A 16,048-nucleotide genomic window follows, 5' to 3' on the forward strand; every position below is an offset into this window, starting at 1 on the left:
TTGCCGGCGCCGCGCGTTCTTCAGCGATCGCGTGGCGCCGGCAGCGCGGTCCGGCGCAAGCTCCAGCGCGGACGTCGGATGGTTACGATGCGACCGCATCGGCGACGCCGCCGGTGCCGCTGGACGGCTCGTGCAAGCCTGCCTGCTGCGACAGGTCGAGCAGTTCTCCAGGGTCGTATGCGGCGATCTGCCTGTCGACCAGCTTTTCCGCCAGTTCGGCCAGCAGCGGCGCAGAAAACACATCGGCAAGCGATGCTTCGACGTCCAGTTGGGTGCGGATGCGCGCGACCAGCTGCACGGCCATCAGCGAGTTGCCGCCCAGCTCGAAGAAATGGTCGTGGCGGCCGATCGGGTCGATCTGCAGCAACGCCGCCCAGATATCGGCCAGGGCCTGTTCGATCTCGCCCTCGGGCGGCTGGAAGCTGCGCGTCGACAGGGCTGCGCTGAGCGGCGCGGGCAAGGCCTTGAGGTCGACCTTTCCGTTCGGCGTCAGCGGCAGCGCGTCGATGATCGCGATCACGCCCGGGATCATGTAAGCCGGCAAGGCCTCGGCCAGGTGCGCGCGTATCGTCTCGACCGTGAGCGTGGCCGCGCCCGTGCAGGTCAGGTAAGCCGCGAGAGCTTTTTCGCCCGACGCGTCCTGCTGGGCGAGCACGACCACTTGCGCGACCTGCGGATGGGCAAGCAGGCGCGATTCGATTTCGCCCGGTTCGACCCGATAGCCGCGGATCTTGACCTGCAAGTCGCTGCGGCCGAGGAACTCGATGTTGCCGTCGGGCAGCAGGCGACCGCGATCGCCGGTACGGTACAGGCGCGTGCCGGTGAGCGGATGCCGCACGAAGCTCGCCGCGGTCCTCGCGTCGTCGCGCCAGTAACCGCGCGCAAGCCCAACCCCGCCGATGTACAGGTCGCCGGCGACCCACAGCGGTGCCGGCGCCAGATCGCTTTGCAGTACGTGCATGCTCTGGTTTTCCAGGGCCTTGCCGTAGGGAATGCTCTTCCATTCCGGCGCAACCGAGGCGATCGGGTAGGCGATCGACCAGATCGACGCTTCGGTCGCGCCACCCAGGCTGATCACCTGCGCCGCCGGCATCGCGGCGCGGATGCGCTGCGGCAGGTCCAGCGCGATCCAGTCGCCGCTCAACAGCACCAGCCGCAGCTGCGCGGGATACGGATCGGCCTGCAGGTCGTCGACGAACATCCGCATCAATGCGGGCACGGTGTTCCAGACCGTGATCGGTTCGTGCCGCTGGGCCAGCGCGAACAACTCGCGCCACGCGGCCGGATCGCGGATCGCCGACGCCTCGGGCAGCACCAGCGTGCCACCGGCGCCGAGCACGCCGAAGATATCGTAGACCGACAGGTCGAAGCTCAGGCTCGACAACGCGAACACGCAGTCGCTCTCGTCGACCCGGTAACGCCGGTTGATGTCGGCGATGGTGTTGTGCACGGCCTGATGTTCGATCATCACCCCCTTGGGCACACCGGTCGATCCGGAGGTAAAGATCACATAGGCCAGGTCGTCCGGCAGTGCGTCGCAGGCAGGTTCGCGCAACAATTCGGGCGGTGCGGCGCCGGGTTCGTCTTCCAGCACGTACAGCCGGAAGGGTCCCGGCGGGCAGCGCTCGACCGCCGCGGGCGAGGCGACGATCTGCTCGACACCGCCGCTGTCCAGCAGCAGCGCGATGCGCTCGCGCGGCAGACCGGCGTCGATCGGCAGGTAGGCGGCGCCCGCGCGCAGGATCGCGGTCACCGCCACCACCTGCCGCCAGTCCTTGTCCATGAGCACGGCGATCAGGCGATTGCGCGCGGCGCCACCGGATTTAAGCCGGTTGGCGAGAACCCGGCTGCGCAGCTCCAGCTCGGCATAGCTGATGCGCTTGTCGCGGCAGCGGATCGCGGTCTTGTCGCCCTGCCGATGCAGTTGCCGCAGCAACGGGTCGTGCAGCCGCCGCGGCAGCGGATCGGACACCGGCGCGTTGGATGCGGCGATCGCGCGCATTTGCGCTGGCGAAAGCTCGACGCTGGCCGGCCGGTGCCAGCTGCCGCGCTCATCGTGCAACTGCGCCAGCAGAGCATTGAACGCCGCGAACATCGCGTCCAGCACACCGTCGCCGAACAGCCCGGCCACACTGTCCCAGTTGCAGCGCAATCCACCGGCCTGCTCGAACAACTGCACATCCAGCCAGACTTGCGAGGTCTGGGTGATGCTGTAGCCCTCGGCCTCGGCGATGCGGTCGTGCAGCGACGCCAGCGTGCGCCCCTGCGCCAGGCCGAGCGTGCTGGTGACGACGATCGGATAGCTCGTCGCCGCGCCGCCGGCCCGGCGCAGCGTCTGCTGCATGTCCATGCCGTCGAAGTAGCGGTATTCCAGGTCGGTCCACAGCTGCCGCTGGTGCGCGCGCAGGCGCTGCAGGAACGGCACCGACCGATCGGCGTAGGACATTTCTAGCAGCACCAGGGTGGTGAAGTCGCCGATCAACGCATCCACCTGCGGATGAAAGGGGATGCGGTTGAACAGGGTGAGGTTGAGCGCGAACCGCGGCTGCTGCGCCCAGCGCGACAGCACCTCGCCGAAACAGCCCAGGATCAACACGGTCGGGGTGATCTGGTGGGTTCTGGCCAGCGCGAGCAGGGCCTGCCACTGCGGCGCGGGCACTACGCAGCTGCGGCGCTCGAAACGCGGGTGGGTGATCTGCGCCGGGTCGACCGCCAGCGGCAGGTCGGGACGGGCAGGGAAGTCGGCCGCACGCGCGGTCCAGTACGCCTTCGAATCCAGGAAGAGTTCGGATTGCGCGAATGCCTCGCGCGCGCGCACGTAATCGCGGAACGTCAATTCCAGCACCGGCAGACGGCAGTCGGGTTCGCGGTAGGCGGCGATGAATTCGTCGAGCAGCACCATCGCGCTGGACGCATCCAGCACCAGCGCATCCAGGCTGCAGTGGATGATGAACGCCTCGTCGCTCAACCGGCTGATGCGTACCTCGAACAGCGGCCAGGTCATGCCGTCGAACACCTGGTGCGACATCACCGCCCGGGTGTTGGCCACGCCGTCCTGGCGCTGGCCGGGATCGGCGTGGCGGTAGTCGTCCAGCACGGACGCGTACGCCGGCACCGTCGCCAGCACCTGCTGGGTCGCATCCGGGCGCACCACCGTGCGCAGCGCCGGGTGTCGGGCGATCATGCGATTCAAGGTCGCATCGAACCGCGCCGGATGCAGCCCCGCGACATTGACCTCGGCGTAGGCGTGCGCGCCGACGTTGCTGAGTTCGGCGACGCCGCTGCGTCCGACCCAGTAGGCCAGTTGTATCGGCGTGAGCGGGAACGGGTCGAACCGGCCGGCGCGATCCGGCGCCAGCGTCTGGATCGGACGTTCGCGCGCGGGCTGGCTTGCGCCCAGCGCCTGCGCGAGCGCGTGCACGGTCGGCGCCTGCATGAATTGCTGCAGCGTGACCGCATGCCCGAACCGCTCCTTGATCAAGCCGACCAGGCGCACCGCCGACAGCGAATTGCCGCCGAGCAGAAAGAAATCGTCGTCGATGCCGATGCGTTGCAAGGCCAGCGCCGACTGCCAGAGCTCGCACAACGCCAATTCCAGCGCACTGCCCGGCGCCACGTGCGCGGCGATGTCCTGCCCGGAAGCGGCCGGGCGTGGCAATGCGCGCCGGTCGAGTTTGCCGTTGGCGGTCAGCGGCAGAGCCGGCAGGTGCACGATGTCGGCCGGCACCATGTACGCCGGCAGCCGCGCGCGCAAATGGGCGACGAGGTCGTGGTTGCGCGCGGCGCCCCCCTCCACGCCGGCGACATAGGCCAGCAGCTGGCGCTCGCCGGCCACCGGTTCCACCACCACGACCGCGGCCTGCGTTACCTCCGCGTGCTGCATCAGATGCACTTCGAGCTCGCCGGGCTCGACTCGGAAACCGCGGATCTTCACCTGCTGATCGATCCGGCCCAGGTACTCGATCTGTCCATCGGCGCGCCAACGCGCGCGATCGCCGCTGCGGTACATGGTCGCCGGCCGGTCTGCGTCGTCGGCATTGCAATCGCCGAGGAACGGATCGTGCAGAAAACGCCTGGCGGTCAGCTCGGGCTGATTCAGGTAGCCCTCGGCAACGCCCAGGCCGCCGATGTAGAGCTCGCCCGCCACGCCGACCGGCACCGGCGCCAGCTGCGCGTCCAGCACGTAGATCCTGGCCGAGGAAATCGGCCGCCCAATCGGTACCACGTTCGCGGTGGCGGCCGTCGCAGGCACGGCGTAACAGGTCGCGAACGTCGTCGCCTCGGTGGGGCCATACATGTTGAGCAGATGCTGCGGCGCCCTCGCGCTGCCGGCTAGCAGGCCGACGATGCCAGGATCGGCGGCCTCGCCACCGAACAGCAGATAGCGCAGCGGCGCGAACAGCGTCGACGACGCGCGTACGCATTGATTGAACAGCGAGGTGGTCAGCCACATCGCGGTGACATGCCGTTCGACGATGATGCGTTCGAGCGCCTGAGGATCGAGGCTGGTCAGATGCGGCACGATCAGCACGCGCGCGCCATTCAACAACGGCGCCCAGATTTCGAAGGTGGAGGCGTCGAAAGCCGGATTGCTGCAATGGGCGACGCAGTCGTCCGGTTCGATCGCGATGTAGTCGTTGTCGACGCAAAGCGACAGCACGGCGCGCTGACTGACGACCACGCCCTTGGGCGCGCCAGTCGAACCTGAGGTGTACATCACGTAGGCCGGCGCCACGCGGGCCGGCGTCGGCGGGTCGGGCAGGTCCGTGGACGCTTGCGTGGCGATCAGCTGCTGCGCCGCGACCGGATCGATCCACTTCAACGCTCCCGCGCACTCGATGCCTGCCGCGGTGATGGCCATGCTTGCGCCACAGTCCTGCAGAATCGCCGCCCGCCGCTCGGGCGGGGTGTCCGGGTCGATCGGGACGTAGCTGCATCCGGCCTTGAGGACGGCGATCTGCGCGACCAGCATGTCGATGCTGCGCGGGATCAGCACGGGCACGTTCGATCCGGCAGCCAGGCCGCATGCGCACAGGTAATGCGCCAGCCGGTTGGCGCGCGCGTTCAAAGCAGCATAGCTCAGCCGTTCGTCTTCGCTCTCCACCGCCACGGCGTGGGGCAGGCGCGCGGCTTGCATTTCGAAACGGCGATGGAGGCCGGCATCTGCCGGCAGCGGCGCCGGAGCAGGATTCAGGCGCTGCAGCGCCGCGCTAGCGATGACACGGTCCTGCAGCGGAACGCAGGACACCAGCTGTTCGGGATCCCGCGTCATCGCCTCGATGGCGTTCTGCAGATACTCCGCCCAGCCCATGACGGTCGAACGCTCGAACAAATCGGTCGCATAGTTGAGCGTGCCGGCGATACCGGCCTCGGTCTGCTGCAGGAACAAGGTCAGGTCGACCACGGCGCTGCGGTTCTGCACGTCCCGGGCCTGAATCCGCAGACCGGGCAGGGCGAGCTCGTCGGCAGGCGTGTTCTGCAGCCCGAACAGCACCTGGAACAGCGGGCTGCAGCCGGGCCGCCGTACCGGCTGCACGGCATCGATCAGCTTTTCGAACGGAAGATCCTGGTGCCGGTAGGCGTCGAGCGTCGTCTGGCGCACACGCTCGATCAGGCCGCTGACGGTGGTGTCGTCGTCGATGCGCGTGCGCAACGCGAGCGTATTCAGCAGACAACCCACCAAGCCTTCGACCGCCTGCCAACGCCGGTTCGCGATCGGCGTGCCGACGACAATGTCCTGTTGCCCGGACAGGCGCGAAAGCACGATGACCCAGGCCGTCTGCAGGATCATGAACACGGTCGCCTGGCTGCGCCGGGCCAGAGCTTCGATCGCGGCTGTCCGGTGCGCATCGAACGCGATCTCCACGCTGTCGCCGCCGTAGCTCGACCAGCGCCGGCGCGGACGATCGGCCGGCAGTGTGATCTGCGCCGGCGCATCCGCCAGTTGTTCGCGCCAGTACGCCAGGTGCTCGCCTATCGCTTCGGAATCGAGCTGCGCTTGCTGCCACACCGCGTAATCCGAGAAGGCGATCGGCAGCGCGGGCAGGGCAGGCATGCCGGGAGCGACCAGGCCGCGATACAGGATCAGCAGTTCCCGCAACAGAATCCCGCGGGACCAACCGTCGGCCACGATGTGGTGCACCGTCAGCAACAACGCATGCTCGGCGGCGTCGAGCACCAGCAGTGTCGCACGCAGCGGCTGCTCGCCGTCCAGCGCGAACGGCACGGCCGATGCGTCCAGCCCCGCCTGCTCGATCCGGCGCTCGCGCTCGGCGCCTGGATCGAGCTCGCAGTCGAGTTCGATCCAGGTCGGCGACGCGTGATCGTCCACCTGCAGCACCGGCGTGCCGTCGATCTGCGCAAAGCGCGTGCGCAGTGGTTCGTGACGCTGGATCAACGCGAACAGCGCCGATCGCAGCGCGGCACGATCGAGCGAGCCGGTGAAACGGACCTCGACAGTGAGGTTGTATGCCGCGCCCGCGCCTTCCTGATCCAGATACCACAGCCGTTGCTGGGTGCAGGACAGCCCGACCTGCGCAGGCCTGCGTTCTGGGGCGATGGGCTGCGGGCCCGGATCGGCCGCGCGCGCGCCACCCAGGCGCTGCTTGAGCCGGTTGCGCAACCGCTCAAGATCGGGGGCGCTGCCATTTTCAGACGCGGGGCCGGTCATGACTGATCCTCTGCGGTATCCGTTTCCGCGCTGCACCACAGCCTCATCGCGTTGCGATCGGCCGCCGTGCGGCCTATGCTGCCGAGCAGCCGCTTCCCGTTGCATGGGAAGCACCGTTTTTGCTGACGAACGACGATAACACGAACCTGCCGGGCTACAGCTCGCGTTCGCGTCCCGCGACCGGTTGCTGGACCGGAGTTCGCACGGCGGCACCGCGATCGACTTTTCGCCCGCCGTGCGGCCTGGTTCGATGATGCGGTTCGATCGGCATGATCGGGGTGCTACATTCGCGACCCAGTGTCGCGTGCACTGCGCCCGCAGGATCGGCGAGCCACTCAGCGAGGACGAGATGCAATGAACGTTACGATGCTCAGAGCCAAGATCCATCGGGCCACGGTGACGCACGCCGAACTGCATTACGAAGGGTCGATCGCCATCGACGAGGACTTGCTCATCGCCTCTGGCATCCTGCCTTACGAGCAAATCCACGCCTGGAACGTGTCCAACGGCCTGCGCTTCGTCACCTACGCGCTCAAGGGCGACGCCGGCAGCGGGGTGATTTCGGTCAACGGCAGCGCCGCGCGCAGCGTGCAGGTCGGCGACATCCTGATCATTGCCGCGTTCGGCTCCTTCGAACACGCCGAGGCGAGGACACTGCAGCCGCGCGTGGTCCACGTAGACGCGCAGAACCGTGTGCGAGGCTGAGGCGGTGCAGGCCGCGCGCATCGGTACGCGCCGCGATCTGGCGGTGATGTTTCCCGGGCAAGGCTCGCAGAGCAAGGGCATGGGACGCGCGCTGTTCGCCGCGTTTCCGCAACAGACCCGGCGCGCCAGCGAGGTGCTGGGCTATTCGATCGAACGCTTGTGCCTGGAAGATCCGGACAAGCAGCTCAACGATACTGTTTACACGCAGCCGGCGCTCTATGTGGTCAGTGCGCTTGGCTTTCTGCGCAAGCGCATCGACGGCGACCCGGCCGCCGAAGCCGAATACGCCCTCGGCCATAGCCTGGGCGAATACAACGCATTGCAGGTGGCGGGCGTGTTCGATTTCGAGACCGGCTTGCGCCTGGTGGCCAAGCGCGGCGAAATCATGGGCCGCGTGCGCGACGGCGCCATGGCCGCGGTATTGCAGATCGACGCCGCGCGCGTGCGCGAGTTTCTCGATGGCGAGGGCCTGCATGGCGTGGACCTGGCCAACTACAACACGCCGACCCAGACCGTGGTGTCTGGCCGCAAGGACGATATCGAACGCGCGCTCGCGGCGCTGCAGCGCGCAGGGATTGCCGCGATCGCGCTGAAAGTCGGCGGCGCGTTTCACTCGCGTTACATGCGCGAGGCGACCGAGGAGTTCGCCACGTTCGCGCACGGCCTGGACTACGCTACGCCGCGCCGCACGGTCATCGCCAATTCCGATGCCGTCCCCTACGGCGCCGACGATGTCGCCAAGCGGCTCGCGGCGCAGATCGCAACGCCGGTGCGCTGGCTGGACAGCGTCCGTTATCTGATCGATCGCGGCGTATCGGAATTCGTCGAGATCAACGGCACGATCCTGGGCAGGATGGTGGCCGAAATCCGCAGTGCACCGCCACGATAGCTTGCAAGGATTCCACTCGGCCCGGACGCGGGCGAAATCAGGCGAGCTCCCGTTTCCCGCAGAACTGAGCAGGTTTGCGCATGCACAACACACCCGGTCCGGTCCGACAGCTGATACGGCGAACAGGCGCATTTCTCGCCTTGCTTGGCGGACACCTGTCGATAAGGCGGTCGCCGCGACTGTATGAAACGATCGTGGAGTGGCTGAACGAGCCGCGCTGGAGCACCAACGCGATGATGAGCGCGCTCGCGTTCACCATCAGCGTACGCCGCGTCGCCCGCTCCGTTAGGCTCGACTGCCGCACGCGCTGGAGCAGGATTGCGTTCACGTTCCGCCACCGCCGCGTGGGCGCCGATCGCCCGGCCGCGCAGGTCAAGTCGATGCTGTGTCCGACCCGTAGCCGGGTCAAGCGGGTTCAACTTTTCGTCAGGAGCGTGCACCGTACCTGCGCCGATCCGTCCCAGGTCGAGTTGCTGTTTTATGTGGACGACGACGATCCGCAGCTCGACCAATACCGGATCGCGGTCGAGAAGATGAGAGCCGCGTATAGCGCCTTCAGGGCCCTCGAGCTGATCGTGGGCCCGCCGATCAGCGTCTCCAGGTCCTGGAACGTGCTTGCGGACAAATGCAGCGGCAATCTGCTGATGATGGCCAACGACGACCAGATGTACATCGATTACGGTTGGGACTTCCACCTGGATAAGTGCTATGGCGAGCGCGAGGACGAGGTGTTCGCACTGTTCTTCGAGGATGGGCAGTATCCTCCGGATGGCGGCGACTTCCCGATCGTGAGCCGCAGGTGGTACGAGACGCTGGGTTACTTCACCCCCGGCATTTTCGAGTTCTGGTACAACGAGGCCTGGATCTTCGACGTCGCCAATCGCCTGCAGCGCATCATCCGCATCTCCGGGGTGCTGGTCGACCATCTACACTACAGCGAATACAAGTCGGTCCTGGACGACACCTACAAGCGCCACCGCTTGAACTACGAGCGGGTCAACCGCGACAGCGAGCTGTACAACCGAACCGCCGATGACCGCCAGGCGGCCGCCGACAAGCTGCGGGCGCTGATGGTGTCCTAGCTCCGCAGACGGCTGGCACGGCTCAAGGTTCGCACATCATCTGCGCGCGGAGCGGGGCGCTTGTCGCGCCGGCCAATGGCGCAGTGCGACGGCGTCAGACTAGCGGGAGCTGCGCAACCGGCGGGCGAACTCTTTCAGCGTCGGCGAGCGGAACAGGTCGTGCACGCGCACACGCCATCCGTGTTGCCTGCATGACGTGACCAGCCTGGCCGCACTCAGCGAGTCGCCGCCCAGCTGGAAAAAATTGTCCTCCCGGCCGACGCGCGGGATCACGAGCACTCCTGCCCACAACGCAGCCAGGCGCAACTCTATGTCTCCGCGCGGCGCCAAGTACCCACCGCGGGCAACGGTCTTCTCGGCCGCCCTAGGCAAGGCTGCGCGGTCGATCTTGCCGTTGGGCGTGAGCGGGAAAGATTTCAGCTGCACGTAGGCAGCCGGCACCATGTAGGCGGGCAGGCCGAGCGACAGCTGCGCCTGGAACGCGGCCGGCTGGAAGCGCACGTGGTCCTTGCAGACGATGTAGGCGACCAGGCGCTGCGAGTTCGCACCGGTCTGCTCCAGGCGCACCGCAGCCGCCTCGACCGCGGCGATCGCGGCCAGATGCGCCTCGATCTCCTCCAGTTCGATGCGGTAGCCGCGCAGCTTCACCTGCGAATCGCGGCGCCCGCAAAATTCCACGTGCCCACTCGGCAGCCAGCGGCCCAGATCGCCGGTGCGGTACATGCGACCGGTGACACCGCGAACGAACGGGTCGTCGACGAATTGCTCGCCGGTCAGGCCTGGTCGATGCATGTAGCCGCGGGCCACGCCGTCGCCGCCGATGCATATTTCGCCGATCATCCCGACTGCGACCGGCAATCCGTAGGCATCGAGAATATAGATTCTCGCCGTGTCGATCGGCCGGCCGATCGGGACGACGGCGCGCGCGCCCAGCTCGCTGCAGTCGTGGACGCTGGCCCATACCGTCGCCTCGGTCGGCCCGTACTCGTTGTACAGCCTCAGCGAAAGCGAACGCGCTGCATCGACCAGCGATCGCGGACACGCATCGCCCGCGGTGACCAATCGCAGCGCCGGGTTCACGCCGCGAAGGCCACCGAGCTCATGGAGTATCTGGCGCAGGAACTCCGGCACGGTAAGGACATAGTCGATGTCCTCGGACACGATCTTGCGCGCAAGTGCGCGCGCGTCACGCGCCGCTGCGTCCGAGGCGATCACCAGGGTGCCGCCGGTGGCGAGAGCGCCGTAGACCACGGCGATCGAGCTATCGAAGGAAATCGGCGAAATCAGCAAGGCCCGGCCGATGCAGCAGTAGTAGCGCTGGCGTGCGCGGGTAGAACTGACGGCGCTGGCGTGTTCGACCAGCACGCCCTTGGGAAGTCCTGTGGAGCCTGAGGTATAGATCACATAAGCAAGGTTGCCGGGGCCTAGCCGTGACGCAGACAGGCGGGGAGCGCGTGCGGAAGCGATGGCGATCGCGGCAGCGCTGGCGCCTTGCTTCAGGTCGATCCTGGGCAGGCGCGCGCGTTTGCACAGACTGGCTAGCGACCGCGGCGCGATTGCCGCGACCGCGCCGCTGTCCTCGATAATGTGGCGCAGGCGATCGTCGGGAAGCGCGGGATCCAGGGGCACGTAAGCGGCGCCGGCCTTCAGCACGCCAAGCATCGCCACGATCATGTCCTGGCCGCGCGGCATGCACACCGCCACGCGATCCTCCGTCGCGACCCCCTGGGCGCGCAGGTAGTGCGCGAGCCGGTTGGCCCGCGCATTCAGATCGCGATAGCTCGTTGACGCATCGCCGAACTTCAGCGCGGGATGGTCCGGGCGGCGACGCACCTGCTGCTCGAACAACTGGTGCAGCAGCAAGTTGCGCTCGCTCGGCGGTTTGCGCGCGTTGAACATGGCCACGACACGACGCTGCTGCTGCGGGGACAACAGCGGCAGGCTGCCGGCGCAGCGTTGGCCATCGCCGGCGATGGATCCGGCCACATGGGCCAGCCGCGCCGCCAGCTGTTGCATGCTGGTGTTGCGAAACTTGCGCGCGGCGTAGATCAGCTCTGCCGTTGGCCTACCGTCGATCGCGCGAATGCGCAAGGCTACGCCGAACGAGGCCGAGTAAAGCGGCGGCGGCTGTTGTGAGCGTAACGACAGGTGCGGCGACGGCGACCGATGAGCAACGCTGGTGTCCAGATGGACCATGACCCGATCCAGTACCGCGTCCGCCATGCCGTGCTCGGTATTGCCCAGGATCCATTCGCTCGGCGTGCTCGCCATCGCCTCGATCGCGGCGAGATCGCCGCCGATCCTGGCTAGCAGGTCGTCGATGCTGGCCAAATCGCAGGCGCGGACCTGGAACGGCACGATCTCGTCGAGTGGGCCGACCACGCCGCCGGCGCGGTGACGCGGTAACAGCAAACCCATGGCGATATTACTGGCCGCGCCCAGCTTGGACAGCAGCACGGCCCAGGCTGCGATCAACGGCACGTGGATCGCAAGGCCCGCCCCTGTCGAGGTGCGGGCGAGATCGTCCGCGATCGCCGCGCCCAGCGGCACGCGCACGCTTCCAAGCCGGTTACCGACACCGGTCGCAGCGGAAGCGTCAGTTTCCAGCTCGGCGCAGGCCGGCGCGCCGCGCAGATGTTCCTGCCAGAAGCACAGGCGCTCGCGCACGTCATGGGCCTCAGCATGCTGCCACTGCTGTAGCGCTGCGTCGACGAGCTGCGCCTGCGGCCGCTCGTCCTCAAGCGAGCAGCCTTGTGCCGTCGTTGCGTAGATCGTCATCAGATCGTCGGCGAGGATGCCCACCGAGCGGTCGTCGACGATGATCCGGTGCAACGTCAGCACCAAGTCGGCTTGGCCGTCGCCTTTCCTGATCAACACGCAGCGTCCCAGCGCCCCCCGGCTCAGGTTGAACGGCTTGCCGGCGTCATCGGCCATGAAGCGGCGAATCCGGCGCTCCAGCGTTGCGGCGGAAACATCCCCCCAGTCCAGCTCGGGAAAGAACACCTGTGGCGGGGCGGGCCAGATCCGCTGATAAGGATCTCCGCCGTCGCTGTGGAAGGTCGTCCTCAGCACCGCATGCCGCTGGATAAGGACCGCCAGCGCCGTCCCCAGGATCGCGGTGTCGATCCGTCCGTGGAAGCGCAGTTGCACCGTATGCCGTCGCGTACCCGCGCCGTGTTTGGCCGTATCACCAGCGATCTGGTCGGTAAGCCATATCTTCCTCTGCGAGAACGTCAACGGCCCCATCAACCTGTCGTTGGCATTCGTTGACGCGTTCGATTCCATCCGCGCCATTATCCGGGCCTCCGTTGCCATATCCTGCCCGGATCGGAGCGGCCTGCGCGCGCCGCGACGTCGCGCAAGTCGAGCGGAATCAGCGCGTCGATGAAATCCAGCGATGCGCGTTTGTCCATTCGCACCATCCGGCCGATCTCGCCGATGTGTTTCAACAACCGCGCTTCTCCGCCGCGGCCACGTGCGGCGCCGCGCGTCTGCTGATGATCGAAGGCCAGCGAATGCAGGGTAGCGGCCCACGACTCCAACGCCTTGAACGCACGCTCGATCCGTTCCAGATCGGCCAGCTGCAATTGCTCGCGCGCGTAGTCGAGCACGCTGACCAGGATCCTCCGATGCTCCATCAAGGTCCGGGTACCGCGCAGATCCAGTTCGTCTCCGGCGCGAATAGCCAAGGCCAGGCGTTGCACAAACGCGGCGACCGCATTGAGCCCGTAGACCTCCTGCTCGCAAGTGGCGTATTTATCGAGACGGCATTCCACGTAGTTGACCATTGCGCTCGCGGTCGCGAGCGGATCGAACACCTGCAGCCCGAACGGCGTATCGGCTCGCACGATTCCATGCAAAACCGGCTCGTAGAAATGCAAGTCCGACATCCGTCGCGGATCGCCGCGCTCAGTGAACGCGCGCGACAGGGCCGCGTAGCTGACCAATGTCGAACCGTAAGTGCCATCGGCCAGATAAGTGGACACCGTGAACGTCTGTGCAGCCCTGTCGCAAGCGGTCACCAGGCAAGGGTGGTTGTACGCCTCGCGCGCCGCATGTGCGCGAGTGCCGGGAATGAAGCAATCGTTGACGGTCGCGTAGACATAGATACCGCGCGACAACATGTGCACGGCCCATTCGACGATCGCCGCCCGACTGGCCTGGCCGATGTCGAACGGCGGCAACCGCTCGCGTAACAAGCCGAACGTGCAGAACCTGGCGATCGTGTTCCAGGGGGTGATGTACAACTGGCACGCCCCCGGCTGGTGCGCAGCCTGGTCGGTGGGCGCGCCGAGATTGAGGTAGTAACGCGACAGCAGATTGCGTACGTCCAGGTCCGTGGCCAGAATGCCGAGCGCGAACGCCGTGTCCAGATACGCTTTGTAGGCTGGATTCGCATCGAACGTCAGCGAGTGCGAATGCGGCGCGGGTTGCCTGGTATCGGGACTCAAGGGCATCGTTTCGTTTCTTTCGTCGCGGTTCGCACCGTGAATGTGGCGTGGCGCGCGCATCTGCGTGAAATTCGGCCGACACCGCGACGGGATTGGATCGCGCGACACGGTATGCGGTGCTAGGCGGGTTGGGGCGGGTCGCCCGGGGACAGCGGGGTCTGGCTCAACCACCAGACGATGAGGGGTGCAAAGAGCCAGGTGATCACGAACGGCAGCGCCGCCGGCAGCGCGTTCGGATTCAATACCCGAACGGCTGCGGCAATGGCCAATGCCAGCAACGGCGACAGCCCCATGCTCCGGTAATACGCCAGCAAGCCGGGCGAGCCTTGCGAGGTCAAGCTACTCGACGCTCGCCATTCCAGCATCTTGCGTTTGGAGACGATCATGCGAAAACTCGCCCGTACGATCGCATCCAGCAAGACCTGTGCTTCATGGATCAGGAAAATCAGGCCGGCCGATTTCATCAGCACCCAGGTGCCGATCCATCGGCACATCGACAGCAGATTGCCCAAGCGGAATCTTTTCAGCAGCACGTACACGATTTCGACCAGTGAGGGCGCCCAGGCGGTGGCCAGCACGGCTAGCGTCCAGTAGACGGGCGTGGCACATGTCATCCAGCCGAGCACCAGGCATACCAGCGCAGCCGCTGGCAGCAGCATGCGAACGGCGTTCTGGCCGATTTTCCAGCGCGCAAACGGCGGTGCGGCGACGCGCTCGCCCCTGGGAGCGCGCGCGACGCCGAACAGCCATGGCAGCAATTGCCAGTCGCCGCGCATCCAGCGGTGATTGCGCTGCGAGTTCGCATGGTAGGTCAGCAACGACACCGGCAGGATGACATCGCCCACGCAGGCCGAACGCACGAATGCGCCTTCCAGCAGATCGTGGCTCAGTATGGAGTTCTCAGCGATGCGCCCGCCCAGCAGCCGATGGAACACGTGCACGTCGTAGATGCCTTTGCCGATATAGCCGACCTCGCCGAACATGTCCTGGTCGAGGTTGTGCGGCGCCCTATCGACACGCGGCGGCCCGGCGGCCATGTCGACCAGCATGTTGACCAGCAATTCGAGGCGATTGGGGGCGCAACCCTTCGGCAGCGCCAGCATCGGCCGGGGTTGCAGTACGCCGTAACCCGCCACGACGGCATCGCGCTGCTCGGACAGTTCGGGTCGATTGAGCGGATGGGCCAGCGAACTGGCAAGTTTTTCGATCGATCCGGGCGCCAGCTGGGTGTCGTCCTCGTCCAGCGTCACCACGAATTGAACGCCCGACAGCTTGCCGGTGTCGCCGTGGATCAGCTGGAACGCATCGGCTGCATTGGGTTCGACCAGCAAGGCGTTGAGCTCTTCGAGCTTGCCTCGCTTGCGCTCCCATCCCATCCAGCAGCCTTCGCCCGGATTCCATCGCCGAGGCCGATGCAGCAGAACGAAGCCGCCGCCATAGTGCGCGTTCAGGCGGTCGATCTGACCCATAGCTTCCTGGATTAGGATTTCATCGTCGTCCATGAGTTGCGAATGCGCATCGACGAAATCGGACAACAGCGCGAAGCTAGCACCGCACCCCCGGTTGTCGATGTGCAGGCCTTCAAGGGTCTCGCCGAGCCTGCGAACGACATCGGTCGAGGACAACAGGCACGGAACGACCACCAATGTCTTGTGGTCCTCACCGATGCCGGCGCTGAAGTCCAGGCGGGGCAGGGGATAGGGCTCGAACTGGCTGTAAAGCAGGCCCACGATCCAGGACGGAAGCAGGCAAAACCCGTAGATCGCCACCGCCACGCCAAGGACCACGGTCCAGGCGGATGAAAGCGCGAACGAAAAAGAACCGATCAATGCGAGCGCATAGATCACCGCAATGGCCGCGATCAGCCCGGTGTAGGCGGGTAGTAGCCAGGACGGTTGTTCATGACGAATTTGTTCGCGCCACGACAGGCGCAACTGGGCTTGCGCCGAGAGCGCCAGCAGTCCCTTGCCGGTGAAGTAGTAGCCGATATGTGATCGGCGATCGGCGACGCCGGCGAGCAGACAGTTGCGCTGCGCCAGTTCCAGCGCGAGATTGGCGATAGCGCAGGGGCTGAGGCCCGAACGAGCGCTCCATCGATCGACCAGCCAGCGGTAGTCAGCCTGCGATCGCGCGTCCATCTTGCAGAACACACCGCTGGGATCGCGCCAAAGGATCCTTTCAACGTCTTCGACGGATTCATCGAAATTCATGGCCGCTCCGTGCGCTTATTCCTTCATCGCAATCGGTTTGG

At 66.3% G+C, this 16,048-nt stretch carries 7 protein-coding genes; 3 read left to right on the top strand and 4 right to left on the bottom strand.

Features of this window, described 5'->3' with window-relative positions:
• Positions 1–82 precede the first annotated feature (82 nt).
• On the bottom strand, positions 83–6,670 hold the full coding sequence (locus ABQY64_RS10905) for an amino acid adenylation domain-containing protein (protein WP_349780590.1): 6,588 nt from the start codon (positions 6,668–6,670) through the stop codon (positions 83–85).
• A gap of 354 nt (positions 6,671–7,024) precedes the next feature.
• Between ABQY64_RS10905 and panD the strand changes: the two genes are divergently transcribed.
• From panD to ABQY64_RS10920, 3 genes are all read left to right on the top strand, one after another.
• Positions 7,025–7,375: an aspartate 1-decarboxylase gene (panD, locus tag ABQY64_RS10910; RefSeq protein ID WP_102251983.1), complete on the top strand. Its 351-nt coding sequence runs from the start codon at positions 7,025–7,027 to the stop codon at positions 7,373–7,375.
• A complete protein-coding gene (gene fabD / locus ABQY64_RS10915) occupies positions 7,362–8,264 on the top strand; it encodes an ACP S-malonyltransferase (RefSeq protein ID WP_154832044.1) in 903 nt (300 codons plus the stop codon). The genes panD and fabD overlap by 14 nt, the downstream gene beginning before the upstream one ends.
• 80 nt (positions 8,265–8,344) lie before the next feature.
• Complete coding sequence (locus ABQY64_RS10920; protein WP_146097910.1) at positions 8,345–9,346, top strand: hypothetical protein; 1,002 nt, start codon at positions 8,345–8,347, stop codon at positions 9,344–9,346.
• A gap of 99 nt (positions 9,347–9,445) precedes the next feature.
• On the opposite strand, the gene ABQY64_RS10925 is transcribed toward ABQY64_RS10920, so the two are convergent.
• The 3 genes from ABQY64_RS10925 to ABQY64_RS10935 form a co-directional block, all read right to left on the bottom strand.
• Entirely contained in the window at positions 9,446–12,640 is a 3,195-nt protein-coding gene (locus ABQY64_RS10925) for an amino acid adenylation domain-containing protein (protein ID WP_349780591.1), read from the bottom strand.
• On the bottom strand, positions 12,640–13,797 hold the full coding sequence (locus tag ABQY64_RS10930) for a hypothetical protein (protein ID WP_349780592.1): 1,158 nt from the start codon (positions 13,795–13,797) through the stop codon (positions 12,640–12,642). The genes ABQY64_RS10925 and ABQY64_RS10930 overlap by 1 nt, the downstream gene beginning before the upstream one ends.
• A gap of 119 nt (positions 13,798–13,916) precedes the next feature.
• On the bottom strand, positions 13,917–16,007 hold the full coding sequence (locus ABQY64_RS10935; RefSeq protein WP_349780593.1) for a hypothetical protein: 2,091 nt from the start codon (positions 16,005–16,007) through the stop codon (positions 13,917–13,919).
• Between the last annotated feature and the right edge of the window lie 41 nt (positions 16,008–16,048).

Source organism: Xanthomonas sp. WHRI 7065 (genome assembly GCF_040203115.2).
GTDB classification, from domain to species: domain Bacteria; phylum Pseudomonadota; class Gammaproteobacteria; order Xanthomonadales; family Xanthomonadaceae; genus Xanthomonas; species Xanthomonas arboricola.